Here is an 18,868-nt window from a genome sequence, read left to right as displayed (position 1 = left end):
GTCGCGCCAAAACTAGTATTCATTCTAGTTTCTACCAAGTGGGACATAGGGTTCCGCGGTCTCGCTCACTGGGACGAGGGCGAATTGGCAACTCCGACCTGCATTCCCCTTCGGTCACCGGGACCAGCGGTGCGAAGGCGTGTTCACCTGGTCTTTTGGCCGTGGCTGCCGCAGTTTTACCGATGGTGAAGTGCGGTTTGGGGTGGTACGGGGGGAGCGATCAGGGCGCGGGGCGACCGGTATCCCGGTCAACGGGAATGTGTGGCCGACATCACGTGATCGCTGTCACCTTTTGGATTGCTTGTCTGTCCTTCTAACTCGGAGTCGAACACATATGAACCTGCTGCCCCTCTCGTCTGGAGAGGCCGAGCGCGCGCCCCTCACGCGCCAGAAATCGCTGGGACTTCTGGCGATCATCATCCTGCTGGTCGAGGTCATCCCGCTCGCCTACAACTTCGTCACCCCGGCATTGCCGGAAATCGGCCAACACTTCGCCACGACGGAGGTGGGCTGGGTCATCACGATCGTGACCCTGCTCTTGGGCGCTGCCACACCGATTGTCGGCAAGCTCGGCGACATCTACGGCAAGAAGCGGGTGATGCTCGTTTGTTCCGTCATCTTCGGTGCCGGCGCGCTGGTGGCCGCTGTCGCGCCGAACTTCGCGCTGTTCCTCGTCGGTCGCGGCATGCAGGGTGTCGGCATGGCGATCCTGGTACTTGCGTACGGATTGATCCGGGACATCATGCCCCGCAGCATGATTCCGGTCGCAGTGGGTTTTGTTGCCACCGGAATGGGCGCCAGCACGATTCTCGGCCCGATCATCGGTGGCTATCTGATCGACCACTTCGGTTACACCGGAGTGTTCTGGGCGCAGCTGATCCACGTTGCCGTGGCCGGCATCGCGTTTGCGATCCTGGTGCCCGAATCCACGCTGCGCACGAAGTCGCGACTGGACGTGATCGGTGCTGCCATTCTCGCCGTCGGCGCGTTCGTGGTGCTGTTCGGCCTGGGCAAGATGAACGCCTGGGGATACACCTCCCCGAAGACCTTGCTGTGCATCGGTGTCGGCGCCGTGATCCTCGCGGGCTGGTTGTACTACGAGCGCAAGCCGCAGGAGCCACTGATCGATCTGGATCTGCTGTTGCACGCGCCAGTTGCGAAGGCGTTGGCCGGCAGTGCATTTGTACAGTTCGTCCTGATCAGCCACTCGATGCTCATCCCGATGATGGTGATGACCAAGGCCGACCTCGGGCTCGGCTACGGGTTCGGTGCGACCGCTCTGGGTGTGGCGTTCTACACCGTGCCGACCGGTGTCGCCTCGATGATCGCCGGCCCCGTCAGCGGGCACCTCAGTAAGCGTTTCGGACCGGCGCCGATGCTCGCGTTCGGCGGGTTCTTCCTCGCGGTGGGTTCGATACTCATTGCGGTGATGCATGATACGACGCCGCAGTTGCTCGTCGGCCAGTTCGTGATGGGCCTGGGCCTCGGTTCTGCGTCGGCATCGCTGCCCAACCTGATCATGCGCACGGTGCCCGCCGAGGACCAGGGGATCGGCGGCGGCATGCTCAACCTCGCCGGTTCGATGGGCAGCGCGGTCGGCAGTCAGGTGATGCTCAGCATCCTGGCGATCCCCGGCCTGATCCTCATGGGTTCGTACGGGCTGTACCCGGAAAAGGGCTTCGTCTATGCCTTCTTGGCACTGGCGGTGGCCGGAGCTCTCGCCGGCGTCATGGGTGTGTTGCTCCTCCGCAACGCCGGTGCCAAGTTGCAGCCGCCGGTGAAGGCTTCGGGCGCACTCGCCTGACCCTGGTAGTCACTGTGAAGGAAGGGCCCGCTCCCGAGAGGAGCGGGCCCTTCGTGCGTCGCGCAGTGTTCGCGCAATGTTCGCGCAGCGACCGTAAGATGCATTCTTTAGGATCGCGAAGTACCCCGGAGCGGCGATTACCTCCCGGTCACCGGGACTGCTGCTACGATAATGAGAATTCATTTCAGTTTTGGCGCTAGGCCTAGAACTGGCCAGGTTTGTTTGGAGGCCCGATGACAGTTGACACGGCTACAACCGCTTCTGCAGGAACCCCACGGCGCGATCTGCCGCCGTCGATGGTCGAGCGCATGACACTCATCCTCGACGCGTTCGACGGTCCGACAACTCGACTGACACTCGAGGAAGTCGCCTGCCGTACGCAGCTGCCGCGCTCCACGGTGCATCGGATCCTGGATCAGCTGGTCCGTTTGAACTGGGTGGAACATGCCTCGTTCGGCTACAGCCTGGGACGCCGGGCCATCGGACTCGGTGGTGGCGACGGTGGACATGCCCAACTTCGTGAAGCGGCGGCACCGTTGCTGCACGACCTGCACATGCAGACCGGAATGGTGGTGCACCTGTCTGTGCTCGACGGCAGCGAGAGTGTCTACCTGGACAAGGTCGGCGGACGATTTGCGTCCATGCTGCCTTCCCGGGTCGGGGGCCGTGCTCCGGCGTACTCCACTGCAGGCGGTAAAGCGATGCTGGCCTGGATGGACCCGGAGAGAATCGACGCGCTGTACCCGCATCTGCTGAAGCGGTGCACCGAACGGACCATCACCGATCTCCCGACACTGCATCAGGAACTCAACCGCATTCGGCAAAGCAGCGGTCTGGCGTTCGAACGCGGGGAGTCGGTGCGCGACGTGGCGTGTGTCGGTGTGGCGATCCGCAGCTACGACGGTCCGGTCGCCGCGATCTCGCTCTGTGGTGATGCGCGCACGTCACAGCTCAAAAGGGTTGCACCGCTGGTTGTGCACGCCGCCCGAGAGGTGTCGAAAATCCTGTACCCGGAAGCAGACAGTCCGCGACGCACCCGCAAAACCGTGGCCGCGCCTGAAAAGACTTGGTCGTCTGAGGCGCTCGACCGCCTTCTGACGGTCGAGTCGGGGCAATGGCTCTAGTGCAGCAGCGGCTCTGGCGTACCAATGGCTCTGGTGCAGCAACGGGTTCAGCGCGGGCAGACTAGGCGCGTAGCAGCGTCGGGGGTGCCTCGATCCCGAACTTGCCCCGGAAGAAGATCAGGGGACGTTCCTCGGTCACCGACTCGAACTCGAGGACGCGGCCGATGACCACGTCATGATCGCCTGCGGTGTGGACGTCATGAATCTCGGCGTGCACCCGCATCAGCACGTTCGGCAGGGATGGGGTTGTCCACTTTGACATCTCCCACTCGAGCTCTTCGTATTTGCGGCCGGCGCTACCGCCGAACCGCGCACAGAGGTCGGTCTGTTCCTCGTGCAGCACGTTGATGCTGAACCGTCCGGAGTTGCGGATCCGGGGCCAGGACCGTCCGCGGTGGTCGGCGCAGAAGAGGATCAGCGGCGGGTCGAGCGACACCGACGCGAACGACTGGCACGCGAACCCGATCGGGCCCTCGTCGTCCATACCCGTCACGACGGTCACGCCACTTGCGAACTGGCCCAGTGCGCTTCGCATCTCAGCCTGTGACATCGTTTCGATCGACATCTGATCCACCTCCGATTCCGTTGTGTGGTCGAGGATTCGACTCCAGTTGACATTGCGAGCGTATGACCGGCCTCTGGGCGGGCCGTAGCTTCGTCTCGCTGAGTGGAAGAAGGCAAAGATGGTCAGTTCGCCGCCGATGACCGATCTCGCTCAACGGGACGATTTCTGTGAGCGGCGTTACGTCCTGGCAACGTCTCCTTCATGACCACAGACGTGAGTTACGAGGGCACCCGGAGGGAGCTCCAGTCCAGTCTCGGGGTGCTGCGGTATCACGAGGCCGGCGACGGTCCTTCGCTGTTGCTGCTCCATGGATCCGGCCCCGGTGTCACGGGGTGGCGCAACTATCGTGGTGTGCTCGCCGATCTGGCCGAGCACTTCCGTTGCCTGGTACTGGAATTCCCTGGCTTCGGCGTGAGTGACCCGGGCGACGGCCATCCGATGGTGATGGCGCAGTCAGCGGTCGGCCAGTTTCTCGATGGCCTCGGACTCGGTGCGGTCGACATGATCGGCAACTCGATGGGCGGCATCATCGCGACCAAGGTCGCGATCGACGAGCCGCAACGGGTCAACAAACTCGTCACGATCGGCGGCATGGGGAAGAACGTCTTCTCGTCGGGTCCCAGTGAAGGCATCAAGCTGCTGATGGAGTTCACCGACAACCCCACTCGCGACGGTCTCGTCCGCTGGTTGCTGTCGATGGTCCATGACCCGGCTCTGGTGACTCCCGAACTGATCGACGAACGGTGGGCCCTCGCGACCGAACCGACCACCCTCGAGATCGCGCGACGGATGTACAGCAGCAAGGCATTCGGTGCGAGCATGGCCGCTGCCGCCGCCTCTGATGCGACGCCGTACTGGGCACGGTTGGCCAAGATCACCGCGCCGACGCTGCTCACCTGGGGTCGCGACGACCGGGTCAGCCCCGTCGACATGGCCATGCTGCCGATGCGCGACATCCCCAATGCCGAGCTCCACGTATTCCCCAAGTGTGGGCACTGGACGATGATCGAGGCCCGCGAGGCCTGGCTCAACGCAGTGCTGGCATTTCTCACCCGTACAGACAGGACACCACGATGACGGACAACCGGATGACGGACAACCACAACACAGCCGGGGATTTCGACCATTTCGTGGATTTCCTCATCGTCGGCAGCGGCGGCGGTGGCATGGCCGCAGGCATCACCGCAGCCCACCGCGGCCTGGACACCCTGATCATCGACAAGGGCTCCAAGTACGGCGGCTCGACCGCGATCTCCGGTGGCGGGATCTGGATCCCCAATGCCCCGACACTGCGCGCCAAAGGTGCGGTGGACAGCCGTAGTTCGATCCGTCGCTATCTCGATGTGATCACCGAGGGCAAGGTTCCCGCGGACCGGCTCGACGCCTACGTCGACAACGGCCCGGAGCTGATGGACCTGCTCGAGGCGAGCCCGCACATGAAGATGTACTGGGTCAAGGGCTACTCCGATTACCATCCCGAGCTCGAAGGCGGAAGTGCGCTGGGACGCACCATCGAATGCAAGCCGTTCGACACCCGGGCACTGAAAGAGGACGAGAAGTATCAGCGTCCCAACAGCATGAAGGGCCCGATGGGTCTGTGGGTGACCTCGAAGGACTACCACGACCTGGCCATGGTCAAGCGGACATGGGCCGGACGTAGGGCGTCTCTGGTCGCTGCCTGGCGGGTGTCGTCCAACGTGATCCGGCGCCGGCACATGGCAACCGGTGGCCGCGCTCTGGTCGCCCGGATGCGCATGGTGCTCAAGGACGCCGGGGTTCCGTTGTGGCTCAAGACCTCCATGACCGACCTGATCACCGACGATCGCGGCACCGTCATCGGCGTGGTCGCCGAGCGTGATGGCAAGACCATCCGCATCGGGGCACGCAAGGGTGTGCTGCTGGCCACCGGTGGGTTCGACCACAACAAAGAGATGCGTGCGAAATACCTTCCGGAGCAGGGTGCCCCGGACATCAGCGCAGGTGCCAGGGAAAACGTGGGCGACGGCATCGTCGCCGGCCAGCGACTCGGTGCCGCCGTCGACCTGATGGACGACGCCTGGTGGATGCCGTCGGTGTTCCACCCGATGGGCGCGGTGATCCCGCTGGTGTCGGAGCGCTGCATCCCGGCCTCGGTCATCGTCGACAGCACCGGACGCCGGTTCACCAACGAATCGGGACCGTACGTGAACTTCGTCCACGATCAGCTCGACGGCGGCCACGTTCCGGCCTGGTTCATCATGGACACCAAGGCCAAGAATCGGTACCCGTTCGCACAGGTGCTCCCGAATGTGCCTTTCCCGCAGGGTTTCTATGACTCCGGTGTCATCCACAAGGCAGATACGCTGGCGGAACTTGCGCAGGCAGTCGGGATTCCGGCTGAGGAGCTGACAAAGACCATCGAGCGGTTCAATGGATTTGCCCGCACCGGTAAGGACGAGGACTTCGGCCGCGGCGACAGCGCCTACGACCGCTACTACGGTGACCCGACCATGAAGAACCCGAACCTCGACGAGATCGTCAAGGGACCGTTCTACGCAATCCGTTGCGAAGCCGGAGATCTGGGTACGAAGGGCGGACTGGTCTGCGACGCCGACAGCCGAGTGCTTCGTGAAGACGGCAGCGTCATCGACGGCCTGTACGCCACCGGCAACACCACCGCCTCGGTGATGGGCAACGAGTACGCAGGCGCCGGAGCGACCATCGGCCCGTCGATGGTGTTCGGATACATCGCGGCCCTGCGTGTGGCCGAGGCAGAGCGCAACAGCGCCGTAGACGTGGCGGCCGGCTGATACGCGATTTCCGCGTATCGACGAAAACCCCACTGACACAACCTTTACCCAGGCGTCTGTCCGGGTACTGAACAAGAAAGCCGAGAAGATCATGGGCCAGGTCCTGGACAACATTCAGCAGTTCGCCGAGGAGATCCGCGCCGAGGGCGCCGAGGGCGACAGGCTGATGCAGCTGTCGGATACCGCGGCGAAGCGCTTGCGCGACTCCGGTGTGATCCGCATGCTGCAGCCGAAGGAATATGGCGGCTTCGAGTCGCATCCCCGTGAGTTCGCCGAGACCGCAATGGGTATCGGTGCCATGGACGGCGCAACCGGCTGGGTGAGCGGCATCGTCGGCGTACATCCCTGGGAGCTGGCCTTTTTCGATCGCAAGGCCCAGGACGAGGTCTGGGGCGAGGATCCCGACATGTGGATGGCCTCGCCGTACGCCCCGATGGGTGTGGCGAAGCCGGTCGACGGTGGCTACATCCTCAATGGTCGCTGGTCGTTCTCCTCGGGAACCGATCACTGCGGCTGGGTCATGATCGGTGCGACAGTCGGGGATCAGGACGGCAAGCCGTTGATGCCACCGCAGCACCTGCACGTCCTGCTGCCGCGGGCTGACTACGACATCGATCAGGACAGCTGGAATGTGGTCGGGTTGCGTGGCACCGGCAGCAAGGACCTGATCGTCAAGGATGCGTACATCCCCACGTACCGCACCCTTTCGGCCAAGAAGGTCTTCGACGGTTCGGCGCCCAAGGAGTTCGGACGCACCCAGTCGCTGTACAACTTCCCGTTCTCGTGCATCTTCCCGCTCGGCATCACCTCGTCGCTGATCGGTATCGCCGAAGGTGCGCTGGCCTGCCACATCAACGCTCAGCGTGAGCGGGTCACGGTGTCGGGCACCGCGATCAAGGAAGACCCCTACGTGCTCTTCGCCATCGGTGAGGCAGCGGCGGAGATCGCGGCATCGCGGGCAGCGATTCTCGACACGGTCGACCGGTTCTGGGACATGACCGAAAAGGGTCAGGAGATCTCATTCGAATTGCGTGCCATCGGCCGTCGGAGCCAGGTCAGTGCGGCCTGGCGTGCGGTGCGAGCCGTCGACGAGATCTTCGCGCGCTCCGGCGGCGGAGCGTTGCAGCTCGGGACCCCGATGCAGCGGTTCTGGCGCGATGCCCATGCCGGTCTGGCGCACGCCATCCACGTGCCGGGCTCGATCTACCACGCCTCGGCGTTGACCCAGATGGGCGGCGAACCCCAGGGCGCCCAACGTTCGATGATCTAGTGCCGCACCACCGAAAGGTTCTTCCATGACTGACATCCGTGCACTCGGATACCTCCGGGTCCAGACCTGCGACATCGACCGCTGGCGCGAACTCACCGTCGATGGTCTGGGCATGTCGATCGGTTCGGGTCCCGAACCAGACGGCCTCTATCTGCGGCTCGATGAACGGCGCGCCCGCATCATCGTGTTGCCGGGCGAGAGCGACAAAGCTCTGGCCATCGGCTGGGAGGTACGTGACCAGTTCGCACTGCAGCGTGTGCGCGAAGCGGTCGAGAAGTCCGGAATCGCGGTCGAGACCCTCTCAGAGGAGGAGTCGCGGTACCGCGATGCCGAGCAGGTCATCGCATTCGACGACCCGAGCGGAACGCGGACGGAGATCTTCTTCGGCGCCGTGCTCGACCACAGCCCGGTCGTCACGCCACACGGCGGCCGATTCGTGACGGGTACAGAGGGTCTCGGACATGCGGTGCTTCCCACACCGGCGTTTGACGAGACCTATGCTTTCTACACCGAGGTTCTCGGATTTCTGCCGCGGGGCGCCATCCGGCTCGGTGGCCCCGACGCACCCGGCCCGGCCCGTCGCGTGCGGTTCCTCGGCGTCAACCAGCGTCACCACAGCCTCGCGCTGTGCCCGGCGCCGGCGAGCCAGGATCCCGGCATGGTGCACCTGATGGTCGAGGTCGACACCCTCGATGCGGTCGGTCAGGCCCTCGATCGGATCAACAAGCTCGGCTTCAGCCTGTCCTCGACGCTCGGCCGCCACACGAACGACAAGATGGTCTCGTTCTACGTGCGCGCACCCGGCGGCTGGGACATCGAGTTCGGCACCGAGGGCATGCTCGTCGACGAAAGTTATTACACGGCAGAAGAAATCACTGCCGACAGCTACTGGGGCCACGACTGGTCCGGATCCGAACCGCTGGCAGCATTCATGCCACCGGCGAAGGGCTGATCGGCGCACGGACAGACACAGGTGGCCGGAGATCGCGGGTGAACAACCTTGCGATCTCCGGCCACTTTTGCGTATCAAGGGAACTCAGCTTCTGAGGTCTGTTGGTACCTCAGACCGGACCGGCCACCTTCCGTGCCCTACGGATCATCGCCGAAAGCGTGCGGTATTGCGTGATGCTGTTGACCGAGATCCAGCGCGAAATCGGCCACGTTCGTGTCCATGAGAACTGGCCAGGTTCGACGAGTGCAGGCTCGCCCAGATCATCGATCGTCGAATGCAGGCCGTCGACGGCCGTGTTCAGTCGAGCGACGAGCACGTTGGGGGCGGTACTTCGCTCTGCCTCGACTGTCTGGGCGTTCAGCGCGGGTGTTTGATTCCACGTGAACCCTGGCGCCGGTGTCGTCGGATGTTCGTGTGCGACGCCGGCCCTGATCCACTCCAAGACTGATTCGGTCCACCAGGTACGGACGGCCAGAACGTCTTTCACAGTCCACTGGTCGATCGCCACCATCGACCACAACGGATCGTCGTCGGCGGCCGTGAGCTCGGCCAGCAACTCGCCGTGCGCCTGGTTCAGACCGGAGACGAGTTCCTCGCGTGTTGGTGTCCGCATGCATCCATCATGCTCCAGAAACAGGTCTGCCCGACTCGTCGTCAGACGAGCCGGGCAGGACCACGTGATGTACGGGCCGAAAGTGTCAGCGACCGAGCAGCTTACGCATACTCTCAGCGGCGCCCTTGACAAGCTTGGCGCGAGGGAAGCCGTTGCGTTTCTGAGCGGCCTCGTAGTTGCCGCCTGCAACCCACAGGGGACCGTCGGTGAGGTGTTCGAGTCCTTCACGCGCAACATCTTCAGGCTCGGCGACGTTCATGCCGGGGATGTCGAAGTTGAGTCCGGCCCGAACCATGGCAGGGGTCCGGGTGACACCCAGGACGAGTTCGACCACGTGCACGCCGAACGGTTCGAGTTCGAGCCACAGACTCTCGGCGAAGATGCGGCCGAAGGCCTTCGAGGCAGCGTAGATGCTCTGATGTTCGGCACCCATGTAGCCCGACAGCGAACCCAGCAGCATGATGCCGCCGCGCCCACGGTCTTTCATCTTGGCGCCGAAATGATGCGACAGGGTCAGCTGCGAGGTGACGTTCAGGTCGATCACGCCCTGGAAGCCGGCCAGATCACCGGTGACGAACTCGTGGCCGTAGCTGTTGGCTCCGGCGTTGAAGATCAACAGCCCGACCTCGACGTCATCGGTTGCCGCACGGATCTGATCGAAGGCGTCGGGGGCCAGGAGATCGAGGGCCAGGGTACGGACCTCGACCCCATTGGAACGCGCGTGCTGAGCGGTTTCCTCGAGGGGACCGGGCTTCCGGGCGATCAGCACCAGATTGATACCCGCCTTGCTCAGTTCGTCGGCGAACGATGCGCCGACACCTTCGGAACCGCCGGCGATCACCGCCCACGGACCGTAATAGCTCTTGTCGATCAAGACATGCTCCTTCAAAATCTGCGTTGCCGGGCAAACTCTCGCGTCCCGGCGAATTGTTCAGTGCAACGAACCGAGTGGCCGAACCGGTGTGGTGTCGAGAATCGAAACCGAACCTGCGCGCGCGCCGGCTTCGATCGCCTCGGTCAGGAAGCGGCACCGTTCGCGCGGAGCGCCGGACCGGCGGGCTGCGCCGGTCTGTTCACCGGAGAAATCCCGGCATGCACTGCGGGCGGCGGGGTTCCACTGCACCGAGGTGTGTTCCCAACTGTTCTTCTCGACCAGGACCTCGGCTGCGCACTCAGTGCACTGCAACGGCTGCATCGGTGCCTGCTGCGTTTCGTTCGAGGTTTGCTGCCACTTCCTTCTTCCACGACTCGACCGCACGGGTCGTGTCGAGTTCGAACTCGAAGCGTTCGGTCATCTCGGGTGTCACGTCGGCGATATCGACGTAGAACTGGTCGTACCACCGGCGGAGCTGGTAGACGGGTCCGTCTTCTTCACAGAGCAACGGGTTCTCGATGCGCGTCTTGTTCTTCCAGATCTCGATGTCCTGCTCGAAACCCTTGGCGATGAAGACGCCGAAGTTCTTGGCCATCTCGTCGGCGGCGTCGCCCTCGAGGTGGCTCGACTTCTTGACGATCATGCCGTACTGCAACACGAACTTGTCGGCGCTGACCGGGTAGTGGCAGTTGATCAGGACCGACTCGACGTCGTGATCCTCGTACTGGTACACCAGGTCATCGACCATGAAGGAGGGTCCGAAGTATGTTGCCTCCGAGCGGCTTCCCAGCATGCGGGGCTGACCGGTGGCGTGCGGGCGCATGTCCTCACGGGCCTGGCCGCGCATGAACTGGCTGGCGACGTGACCCTCGAAGACGTTCTTGAAGAACGTCGGGAACGAGTAGTGCACGTAGAAGAAGTGCGCCATGTCGACGATGTTGTCGACGACCTCGCGGCAGTTGGTGTCGACCTCGATCCGGTACCAGACCCAGTCCGACCACTCGTCGCTGAGCGCACCCTCGATGCGGGGGATGGTGACATCAGCGGGCGGGGGATTGCCCTCGGGATCGTGCCAGACGAACAGCATGCCGTCCTGGTCGAGCACCTTCCACGACCGTGTCTTCGCCACGGGAGGGACCCGGCGCGCGTACGGGATGTTCTTGCAGCGGCCGTTGGCGCCCCAACGCCAATCGTGGAACGGGCAGGCCACCTCGTCACCCTTGATGGTGCCCTGGCTCAGGTCACCGCCCATGTGGCGGCAGAACGCGTCGAGGATCGCCAGCTCTCCGTCGCTGTTGGCGAACACCACCAACTTGGTGTCGAAGGCGTGGACCGGATGCGGCTTGCCGTCCCGGAAAGAATCGGAGAGGCCGAGGCAGTGCCAGCCTCGGGCGAAACGTGCGGGCGGGGTCCCGGTCTCGATTTCGCGGATCTCGACTGATTCGGACTGCGGTGTGGTCACGATGCGTCCGTCCTTTCCATGGAGAGTGTGGCTGCAGAGCTGCTGTCCAGAACGCTAGGTGATCGCGCACACATCCAAAGGTCATGTCCCACTAACCGAGACCTACCGCGCCGACCATTCGGTGGACGACACCGGCCTACCATCACCAGAACGGCCCGCAACGCACTGATGGAGTTTTTTGACGATGACCAACGAGGTTCTGCATACAGTTCGTAACTTGCTGCCCACGATCGCCGATCGGGCGCGTGAGGTCGACGAATCGCGACATGTGCCGGCCGAGGTGATCGCCGACCTGCAGCAGGCCGGAGTGTTGAAGATGTTGCAACCCAAACGCTATGGCGGGGCAGAAGGTGATCCCGTCGAGTTCTACGAGGTCGTCCGAGCCATCGCGGGGGCCTGCGGATCCACCGGATGGGTGGCGTCGGTGCTGGGGGTTCATCCGTGGCACCTGGCGCTGTTCGATCAGCGGGCCCAGGACGACGTGTGGGGCGAGAACCAATCGGAGCTGCTGTCGTCGGCCTATGCGCCGGTGGGCAAACTCGCGCCGGTCGACGGTGGATTCGAACTCACCGGGAATTGGAGGTTCTCCTCTGGCTGTGAACACGCATCGTGGGCGCTGCTCGGTGCGCTGGTGTTCGGAGCCGACGGCAGGCCGGTCGATTTCATGACCGTGCTGGTGCCGCGGAGCGACTACAGCATCCAGGACGTGTGGGACGTGGTCGGGATGCGCGGTACGGCCAGCAACGAAATCACCGTCACGAAGGCGTTTGTGCCCGAACACCGCACCATCAGGAACTATGAGACCGCTCAGCTTCGCGGTCGCGGGCAGAAGATCAACACCGGGCCGCTGTACCGACTGCCTTTTGCGACGATCTTCACCTCCGCCGTCGCAGCACCGATCGTGGGTGTGGTGGCCGGATGTCATGAGTCATATCTGACGACGATGCGTGAGCGGGTGCGGCTCAGCCTCGGTGGTGGCCGGTTCGCTGAGGATCAGTCCGCACAGGTGGCCGTGGCCCGGGCGGCGTCGGAGATCGATGCCGCGATCCTGCAGATGGATCGCAACGTCCGGGATATGTGGAATCTGGCCCGGGCCGGCGAAGATCTGCCGATGTGGATGCGGTTGCGGGCCCGCCGGGATCAGGTCCGGGCCGCGGAACGGTCAGTCGAAGCCATCGACCTGTTGTTCAAGACGGCCGGCGGCAACTCTCTGACCCGGGGAAATCCGATCGAACGGGCGTGGCGTGATGCCCACGCGGGCAGTGTTCACGTCGCGAACGAACCCGAACGCGCCCTGGCCTTGTACGGCCGGGGAGCGTTCGGGTTGACGGTCGAGGACAACCTCGTCTGACCCCTGGGGAGTCAGCCCATCATGTGCTGGACGGCGCGGTAGGAGAACGCCATCGCGGTCCCGAGCGGCACCCCGGGACCCGGGTAGAACTTGCCGCTGAGCGACGCGCTCGTGTTGCCTGCCGCGTAGAGACCATCGATCACGGTGTCGTCTTTGCGCAGCACCCGGGCGTCGACGTCGGTGCGGACACCGCCCTTGGTGCCCAGATCGCTGAGGATGATGCGGGCCGCGTAGTACGGACCGGTGGTTACCGGTCGCAGTGCGGCGTTCGGCCGGTCGTCGCTCGGGCGGCAGAAGAATGCGTCGTAAGGGTCTTCGCCGCGGTGGAAATCGTCGTCGATTCCGCGCTTGGCTGCGTCGTTGAATCCGTCAACGGTGTGTCGCAGCGCCTCGGCGGGCACGCCGATCTTCTCGGCGAGTTCCTCGATGGAGTCCGCACGCACCCACGTTCCGGCGTCGAGATGTTCTTGCGCCGAGACCTCGGGGATCACGATCGCGGGCAGGACCGGGCCGCCTTCGACCGAGTCGAAGACCAGGTACGACGGAATGGCGGAGTCGGCACCGCGAGCGATCATCGCCCGGCCGAACTGGTCGTAGGGCAGCGACTCGTTGAGGTACCGGTTGCCGGACGAGTCGACCAGGAGGCCGCCGCGGACACCAACCATGAACGCGCCGGAACCATCGGGCAACTCGACACCCGGGCACCACCAGGCCTCGTCGAGCAGCGCGGTGTCCGCGCCGATCTCGACTGCTGCGCGGATCAGGTCGCCGGTGTTGGCACCCTTCGGGCCCATGCTCCAGTCCGCGCGGCCGGGAGTGTGGTTCACCGAGCGCAGTTCGGTGCTGCCCTCGATACCGCCCGCAGCCAGCAGAACACCACGCTTGGCGTGGATGCGCAGGATCTCGCCGTCGGCTGTCACGGCCTCGACACCCACGACCCGGTCACCCTCGGTCAGGATCCACCGAGCGGACGTATTGGTGCGCAGATCCGCGTGGCCGGTGCCCTGCAACGCCAGCAGCAGGCGGCCGATGAGGGCGCGTCCGGCGATGAGGGTCGTGTCCGGATGCTTCTGTCCGGCGCGGTCGATGTGCGGTTCGGGCCGGACCAGTTCGCGAAGGTCGCCGATCTCGTCGCTGGGCAGGGCGACGGGATTGATCGAGCGGCCCGTATCCATCCGTCCCGGTGCCTTGTAGTAGTCGGGAAATGCCTGGTAAACGAACTCGATGTGCGGATCACGTTCGAGGAACTCGACCACCGCCGGGGCGGTCGTCACGTATGCCTCTTGGCGGTCGATTTCGTTGTCACCGACAACGGCCCGCAGATAGGTTCGCGCCTTTTCCGTCGAATCATCGAGGCCGGCGCGTTCCTGCGCGGCGGTCCCTGGCAACCAGATCGACGCACCCGAATACGACGACGTACCGCCGAACAGACCGGTCTTTTCCAACACGATGGTGTCCAAGCCATTGGCTGCCGCTGTATACGCGCCGGTCAGGGCGCCACCGCCAGATCCCACAACTAGCACGTCGCATTGAATGGTCCAGTCCTGCATCGTCATTCCTCCATCTGGTCGAGTCGGAGTCCCACGCAAGCGCATTCCGGCTTTGGACACGCCGGATATCCCACTGAGTGGGCAGAATACGATCGTTTCCTAGGCTGGTGAGACAGTCAGATATCCAGATCGCAGGACAGCGCATGAACAGGAGGTTGGACGGTGCCCAGAATCGCCGAGGCGCGAGACGCTGCGGAACCCAGTTCCGACCATCAGCGGGCCCGCCATGTCCGGATACTCGAGGCCGCAGCGGAGTTGGCGAACGAGAAAGAGTTCGCGCGGGTCCAGATGCAGGAAGTGGCCAGACGCGCGGGCGTGGCGATCGGTACGTTGTACCGGTATTTCCCCTCGAAAACGCACCTTTTCGTGGCCGTCATGGTCGAGCAGATCGAGCAGATCAACGAGAATCTGGAGCAGCGGCCCCCGGCGGCGAACGGCGGCAAGGACGCCATCTACGAGGTACTCGTCCGGGCGACGCGGGGTCTTCTTCGCAGGCCGGCGCTGTCGACGGCGATCATCCAATCGAGCAGCACCGCCAACGCGGCGACAGTGCCCGACGCGGGCAAAGTCGACCGTCTGTTCCACGAGATCGTGATGTCGGCGGCCGGGATCGAGGATCCCACCGAGGACGACCACACCGCCGTCCGGCTGTTGATGCAGCTGTGGCTGGGAGTGATCCAGTCGTGCCTGAACGGACGCATCTCCATCCCCGACGCGGAATCAGATATCCGCTCCGCGTGTGACCTCCTGTTGGCGCGGATGTCACCCAGCGATCAGGCGCGGATGTCGCACAATCATTTCTGACTGAAATACGTTCTCTTCGCTGGCCCTGCGATTTCTGTCGAGCGTGCCGAAACGGCCGTCGACTGGACCCAGAAAAGCCCCTGAGCGTGTCCAAATTGCGGTTATGCGTGTGGAAGTCGTCGACCGTACGGTCTGATTCTTTCTGATACACCGAAACCCGCTGCGGAACATTGCTCGGCGTCAATAAATAGAATACATTCTAAAAATACCCCCTGGGCGCCTGAACTTCTCGCGCCATTCGAAGGAGCGAACATGAACAATGTCGTCATCGTGGAAGCAGCGCGCACACCGATCGGTCGTCGCCGCGGAGCATTGTCCGGCCTGCACCCGGCCGTCTTGCTGGGTGCTGCCCAGCAGGCCGTGCTCGACCGCACGGGTCTGCCGGCATCCGACGTCGGACAGCTGGTCGGTGGCTGTGTCACCCAGGCAGGCGAGCAGTCCAACAACGTCACGCGGCAGGCCTGGCTGCATGCCGGACTGCCCTACACCACGGCCGCGACCACGATCGACTGCGCATGTAGCTCCTCGCAGCAGGCCGTGCACATGGTTGCCGGCCTGATCGCGTCCGGCCAGATCGACGCCGGCATCGGTTGTGGCGTCGAGGTGATGAGCCGGGTGTTCCTCGGTCAGGCCAACGCCCCCGGTACCGGGAATCCGTATCCGGATGACTGGACCATCGACATGCGTGATCAGTTCACCTCGGCCGAACGCATCGCAGAGCGTCGCGGCATCAAGCGTGGCGACGTCGACGCGCTTGGTCTGCAATCGCAGCTCCGCGCGGCTGCGGCCTGGGCCGAGGGTCGTTTCGACCGCGAGATCGTGCCCGTGCAGGCACCCGTTGTCGACAAGGAAGGCACGCCCAGTGGCGAGATCGCCACGGTGACGCGCGACGGCGGCCTGCGCGACACCACGGCCGAAGGGTTGGCCGCGCTGAAGCCGGTCATCGAGGACGGCATGCACACCGCAGGCAACTCATCGCAGGTCAGCGACGGCGCAGCCGCGGTGTTGCTGATGAGCGAGGAGAAGGCGGCTCAGGCAGGCCTGCGTCCCCGCGCGCGCATCGTCTCATCGGCAATGGTCGGCTCCGACCCGTACTACCACCTCGACGGACCGGTCGACTCGACCCGGATGGTGCTCGAGCGCAGCGGAATGTCGTTGGGCGACATCGACATCGTCGAGATCAATGAGGCATTCGCCTCTGTTGTCCTTTCGTGGGCGCAGGTCTACGAGGCCGACATGTCGAAGGTCAACGTCAACGGTGGAGCCATCGCGCTCGGCCACCCGGTCGGTTCGACCGGATCGCGACTGATCACCACCGCGCTGCACGAACTCGAACGCAGCGACAAGTCGACCGCGCTGATCACGATGTGCGCCGGCGGTGCGTTGTCGACCGCGACCATCATCGAACGCATCTGACACCCCGTCCGAAACCACGAGTCCGACAGCGGCCTGAACAACAGCGGCCTGAACAACATGGGAATTGAACGACATGGGAATTGAACTCACTGACGACGACCGCGAACTGCGCGATTCCGTGCGGGGATGGGCCGCGCGCCACGCGACCCCGACCGTGATCCGGGATGCGGTGGAAGCCAAAACCGAACTGCGCCCGAGCTATTGGTCGTCGTTGGCCGAACTCGGCATGCTCGGACTTCACCTGCCTGAGGAATTCGGTGGTGCCGGTGTCGGACTGGTCGAGCTCGCCATCGTCACCGAGGAACTCGGGCGCTCGATGGTGCCCGGACCGTTCCTGCCGACCGCTGTCGTCTCGACGGTTCTGCACGAGGCCGGCCGGACCGCCGAACTCGCCGGGCTCGCCGACGGCTCGCTGTTCGGAGCGGTTGCGCTGCAACCCGGTTCGCTGCGGTTGACACGTGACAACGGCACGGTGACGTTGTCCGGGACTTCCAGTCACATCCTCGGGGGCCAGGTGGGTGACCTGTTCCTGCTGGCCGTCGAGGACAACGGTGCCCTCGCCTATGTCGTGGTATCCCGCGAGCGTCTCGACCTCACCGACCTGCCGGGCCACGATCTCGTTCGGCGCAACGCCGAGGCCACGGTCGACGGCCTCGAGTTGTCCGACGCGGATGTCCTCGGACTGAATTCGCAGCGGGTCCTCGACATCGCGGCCACGCTGTTCTCCGCCGAAGCCGCTGGTCTGGCCGACTGGGCCACCACCACCGCGGCCGAATATGCCCGTGTCCGGCAGCAATTCGGCCGGGTCATCGGCCAGTTCCAGGGTGTCAAGCACAAGGCCGCGCGCATGCTCGGGCTGACCGAACAGGCGCGGGTGACGGCCTGGGACGCCGCGCGCGCGATGGGACCGGACACCGATCTTGTCGAGGCTTCCCTGGCCGCGGCTGTCGCCGGCTCGGTTGCGCCTGAGGCCGCGTTCACCGTCACCAAGGACTGCATCCAGATTCTCGGTGGTATCGGCTACACGTGGGAACACGACGCACATCTGTATCTGCGTCGCGCGCAGACGCTTCGAATCATGCTGGGTTCGACTGCCACCTGGCGTCGTCGGGTCGCCGCCCTCACCATCGATGGTGCGCGTCGTGTCCTTGGCATCGACCTCCCGCCGGAGGCCGAACAGATTCGCGCCGAGATCCGGGCCGAACTCGCCGGTGCGGTAGCGCTCGACGATGCCGAACGCAAGGCGTTCTTGGCGGACAACGGTTATACGGCACCACATCTGGCCGCCCCGTGGGGCAAGGGTGCCGATGCCATCACCCAGTTGGTCATCGCCGACGAACTGCGGGCCGCCGAGCTCGAGCCGCACGACATGATCATCGGCAACTGGGTGGTTCCCACCTTGATCGCCCACGGCAGTGACGAGCAACTGCAGCGGTTCCTTCCGCCGTCACTCCGCGGCGACATCGTCTGGTGCCAGCTGTTCTCCGAACCCGGTGCGGGGTCGGATCTGGCCGGACTGAGCACCAAGGCCACCAAGGTCGACGGTGGCTGGAAGCTGCAGGGCCAGAAGGTGTGGACCTCGATGGCTCGCGATGCGCACTGGGGCATCTGCCTGGCACGCACCGACGGTGACGTCGCCAAACACAAAGGCCTGTCGTACTTCCTGATCGACATCAGGAACAGTGAAGGCCTCGATATCCGGCCGCTGCGGGAGATCACCGGCGAATCACTGTTCAACGAGGTCTTTTTCGACGACGTGTTCGTGCCCGATGAGTTCCTGGTCGGGCAGCCCGGTGACGGGTGGAAGCTGGCCCGCACCACCCTGGCCAACGAACGTGTCTCCCTGTCCAACGACTCGTCACTGGGCTCCGGTGGCGAAGCGCTGCTCGATCTGGCGGCAACGGTGCCCGGTGGCCTCGACGCCGAGCAGATGACCGTCCTGGGAAAGGTGTTGTGCGACGCGCAGACCGGTGGGTTGATGGGCTTGCGGACCACGCTGCGGTCGCTCACCGGCGGTCAACCGGGCGCCGAGTCGTCGATCGCAAAGCTGCTCGGTGTCGAGCACATCCAGCAGGTGTGGGAGGTCGCGATGGAGTGGTCCGGCCCGTCCTCGCTCCTGGGTGAGCAGGATCGGTGGTCACACACCCAACAGTTCCTCAACTCCCAGTGCCTCTCGATCGCCGGCGGTACCACCAATGTCCAGCTGAACATCATCGGTGAGCGGATCCTGGGCCTGCCCCGCGACCCGGAACCGGTGAAGTCGGCGCGGGCATGACCACTACGAAGGAGTCCTA

16 protein-coding genes are annotated in these 18,868 nt (G+C 64.3%); 10 read left to right on the top strand and 6 right to left on the bottom strand.

What is annotated here, in order from left to right; genetic code table 11:
• Positions 1-334: 334 nt before the first annotated feature.
• Together AC1D75_RS25475 and AC1D75_RS25470 are read left to right on the top strand one after the other, a co-directional pair.
• The gene (locus tag AC1D75_RS25475) at positions 335-1,804 is read left to right on the top strand and encodes an MFS transporter (RefSeq protein ID WP_495518105.1); all 1,470 of its coding nucleotides are present in this window, start codon (positions 335-337) and stop codon (positions 1,802-1,804) included.
• Positions 1,805-2,037: 233 nt separating this feature from the next.
• The gene (locus AC1D75_RS25470) at positions 2,038-2,928 is read left to right on the top strand and encodes an IclR family transcriptional regulator (protein WP_495518104.1); all 891 of its coding nucleotides are present in this window, start codon (positions 2,038-2,040) and stop codon (positions 2,926-2,928) included.
• A gap of 61 nt (positions 2,929-2,989) precedes the next feature.
• Here AC1D75_RS25470 and AC1D75_RS25465 read toward each other — a convergent pair whose 3' ends face one another.
• Positions 2,990-3,493 (bottom strand): flavin reductase family protein, encoded by a 504-nt coding sequence (locus AC1D75_RS25465; protein ID WP_495518103.1) that lies wholly within the window; start codon positions 3,491-3,493, stop codon positions 2,990-2,992.
• A 201-nt stretch (positions 3,494-3,694) separates the two neighbouring features.
• On the opposite strand from AC1D75_RS25465, the gene AC1D75_RS25460 reads away from it, so the two are divergent.
• The 4 genes from AC1D75_RS25460 to bphC all read left to right on the top strand — a co-directional run bounded on the left by AC1D75_RS25460 (position 3,695) and on the right by bphC (position 8,504).
• Positions 3,695-4,570: an alpha/beta fold hydrolase gene (locus tag AC1D75_RS25460; protein ID WP_495518102.1), complete on the top strand. Its 876-nt coding sequence runs from the start codon at positions 3,695-3,697 to the stop codon at positions 4,568-4,570.
• The gene (locus tag AC1D75_RS25455) at positions 4,567-6,282 is read left to right on the top strand and encodes an FAD-binding protein (protein WP_495518101.1); all 1,716 of its coding nucleotides are present in this window, start codon (positions 4,567-4,569) and stop codon (positions 6,280-6,282) included. Before AC1D75_RS25460 ends, AC1D75_RS25455 begins: the two co-directional genes overlap by 4 nt.
• A 91-nt stretch (positions 6,283-6,373) precedes the next feature.
• Positions 6,374-7,552 (top strand): acyl-CoA dehydrogenase family protein, encoded by a 1,179-nt coding sequence (locus AC1D75_RS25450; protein WP_495518100.1) that lies wholly within the window; start codon positions 6,374-6,376, stop codon positions 7,550-7,552.
• A gap of 25 nt (positions 7,553-7,577) precedes the next feature.
• Positions 7,578-8,504, top strand: coding sequence for a biphenyl-2,3-diol 1,2-dioxygenase (gene bphC, locus AC1D75_RS25445; RefSeq protein WP_495518099.1), 927 nt, complete (start codon positions 7,578-7,580; stop codon positions 8,502-8,504).
• A 109-nt stretch (positions 8,505-8,613) separates the two neighbouring features.
• On the opposite strand, the gene AC1D75_RS25440 is transcribed toward bphC, so the two are convergent.
• The 4 genes from AC1D75_RS25440 to AC1D75_RS25425 all read right to left on the bottom strand — a co-directional run bounded on the left by AC1D75_RS25440 (position 8,614) and on the right by AC1D75_RS25425 (position 11,453).
• Positions 8,614-9,117 carry a ClbS/DfsB family four-helix bundle protein gene (locus AC1D75_RS25440; RefSeq protein ID WP_495518098.1) on the bottom strand — a complete coding sequence of 168 codons (504 nt, stop codon included), beginning with the start codon at positions 9,115-9,117 and terminating at the stop codon, positions 8,614-8,616.
• Positions 9,118-9,202: 85 nt separating this feature from the next.
• Positions 9,203-9,991 (bottom strand): SDR family NAD(P)-dependent oxidoreductase, encoded by a 789-nt coding sequence (locus AC1D75_RS25435; RefSeq protein WP_495518097.1) that lies wholly within the window; start codon positions 9,989-9,991, stop codon positions 9,203-9,205.
• Positions 9,992-10,048: 57 nt separating this feature from the next.
• Positions 10,049-10,312 (bottom strand): hypothetical protein, encoded by a 264-nt coding sequence (locus AC1D75_RS25430; protein WP_495518096.1) that lies wholly within the window; start codon positions 10,310-10,312, stop codon positions 10,049-10,051.
• Positions 10,290-11,453 carry a 3-ketosteroid-9-alpha-monooxygenase, oxygenase component gene (locus tag AC1D75_RS25425; protein WP_495518095.1) on the bottom strand — a complete coding sequence of 388 codons (1,164 nt, stop codon included), beginning with the start codon at positions 11,451-11,453 and terminating at the stop codon, positions 10,290-10,292. The genes AC1D75_RS25430 and AC1D75_RS25425 overlap by 23 nt, the downstream gene beginning before the upstream one ends.
• A gap of 184 nt (positions 11,454-11,637) precedes the next feature.
• Between AC1D75_RS25425 and hsaA the strand changes: the two genes are divergently transcribed.
• Positions 11,638-12,804: a 3-hydroxy-9,10-secoandrosta-1,3,5(10)-triene-9,17-dione monooxygenase oxygenase subunit gene (gene hsaA, locus AC1D75_RS25420; protein ID WP_495518094.1), complete on the top strand. Its 1,167-nt coding sequence runs from the start codon at positions 11,638-11,640 to the stop codon at positions 12,802-12,804.
• 11 nt (positions 12,805-12,815) lie between these two features.
• On the opposite strand, the gene AC1D75_RS25415 is transcribed toward hsaA, so the two are convergent.
• Positions 12,816-14,354, bottom strand: coding sequence for an FAD-dependent oxidoreductase (locus tag AC1D75_RS25415; RefSeq protein WP_495518093.1), 1,539 nt, complete (start codon positions 14,352-14,354; stop codon positions 12,816-12,818).
• 162 nt (positions 14,355-14,516) lie between these two features.
• Between AC1D75_RS25415 and AC1D75_RS25410 the strand changes: the two genes are divergently transcribed.
• From AC1D75_RS25410 to AC1D75_RS25400, 3 genes are all read left to right on the top strand, one after another.
• A complete protein-coding gene (locus AC1D75_RS25410) occupies positions 14,517-15,158 on the top strand; it encodes a TetR/AcrR family transcriptional regulator (protein WP_495518092.1) in 642 nt (213 codons plus the stop codon).
• A 252-nt stretch (positions 15,159-15,410) separates the two neighbouring features.
• Positions 15,411-16,574: a steroid 3-ketoacyl-CoA thiolase gene (locus AC1D75_RS25405; protein WP_495518091.1), complete on the top strand. Its 1,164-nt coding sequence runs from the start codon at positions 15,411-15,413 to the stop codon at positions 16,572-16,574.
• A 73-nt stretch (positions 16,575-16,647) separates the two neighbouring features.
• On the top strand, positions 16,648-18,849 hold the full coding sequence (locus AC1D75_RS25400) for an acyl-CoA dehydrogenase family protein (RefSeq protein ID WP_495518090.1): 2,202 nt from the start codon (positions 16,648-16,650) through the stop codon (positions 18,847-18,849).
• The last annotated feature ends 19 nt before the right edge of the window (positions 18,850-18,868 follow it).

Source organism: Williamsia sp. Y712, from assembly GCF_059445525.1.
This window is presented reverse-complemented; position numbering and strand designations above follow the sequence as displayed.

Coding starts and splice junctions, on each gene's coding strand:
- AC1D75_RS25475 (WP_495518105.1), top strand. CDS start 335: ATGAACCTGCTGCCCCTCTCGTCTGGAGAGGCCGAGCGCGCGCCCCTC.
- AC1D75_RS25470 (WP_495518104.1), top strand. CDS start 2,038: ATGACAGTTGACACGGCTACAACCGCTTCTGCAGGAACCCCACGGCGC.
- AC1D75_RS25465 (WP_495518103.1), bottom strand. CDS start 3,493: ATGTCGATCGAAACGATGTCACAGGCTGAGATGCGAAGCGCACTGGGC.
- AC1D75_RS25460 (WP_495518102.1), top strand. CDS start 3,695: ATGACCACAGACGTGAGTTACGAGGGCACCCGGAGGGAGCTCCAGTCC.
- AC1D75_RS25455 (WP_495518101.1), top strand. CDS start 4,567: ATGACGGACAACCGGATGACGGACAACCACAACACAGCCGGGGATTTC.
- AC1D75_RS25450 (WP_495518100.1), top strand. CDS start 6,374: ATGGGCCAGGTCCTGGACAACATTCAGCAGTTCGCCGAGGAGATCCGC.
- bphC (WP_495518099.1), top strand. CDS start 7,578: ATGACTGACATCCGTGCACTCGGATACCTCCGGGTCCAGACCTGCGAC.
- AC1D75_RS25440 (WP_495518098.1), bottom strand. CDS start 9,117: ATGCGGACACCAACACGCGAGGAACTCGTCTCCGGTCTGAACCAGGCG.
- AC1D75_RS25430 (WP_495518096.1), bottom strand. CDS start 10,312: ATGCAGCCGTTGCAGTGCACTGAGTGCGCAGCCGAGGTCCTGGTCGAG.
- hsaA (WP_495518094.1), top strand. CDS start 11,638: ATGACCAACGAGGTTCTGCATACAGTTCGTAACTTGCTGCCCACGATC.
- AC1D75_RS25415 (WP_495518093.1), bottom strand. CDS start 14,354: ATGCAGGACTGGACCATTCAATGCGACGTGCTAGTTGTGGGATCTGGC.
- AC1D75_RS25405 (WP_495518091.1), top strand. CDS start 15,411: ATGAACAATGTCGTCATCGTGGAAGCAGCGCGCACACCGATCGGTCGT.
- AC1D75_RS25400 (WP_495518090.1), top strand. CDS start 16,648: ATGGGAATTGAACTCACTGACGACGACCGCGAACTGCGCGATTCCGTG.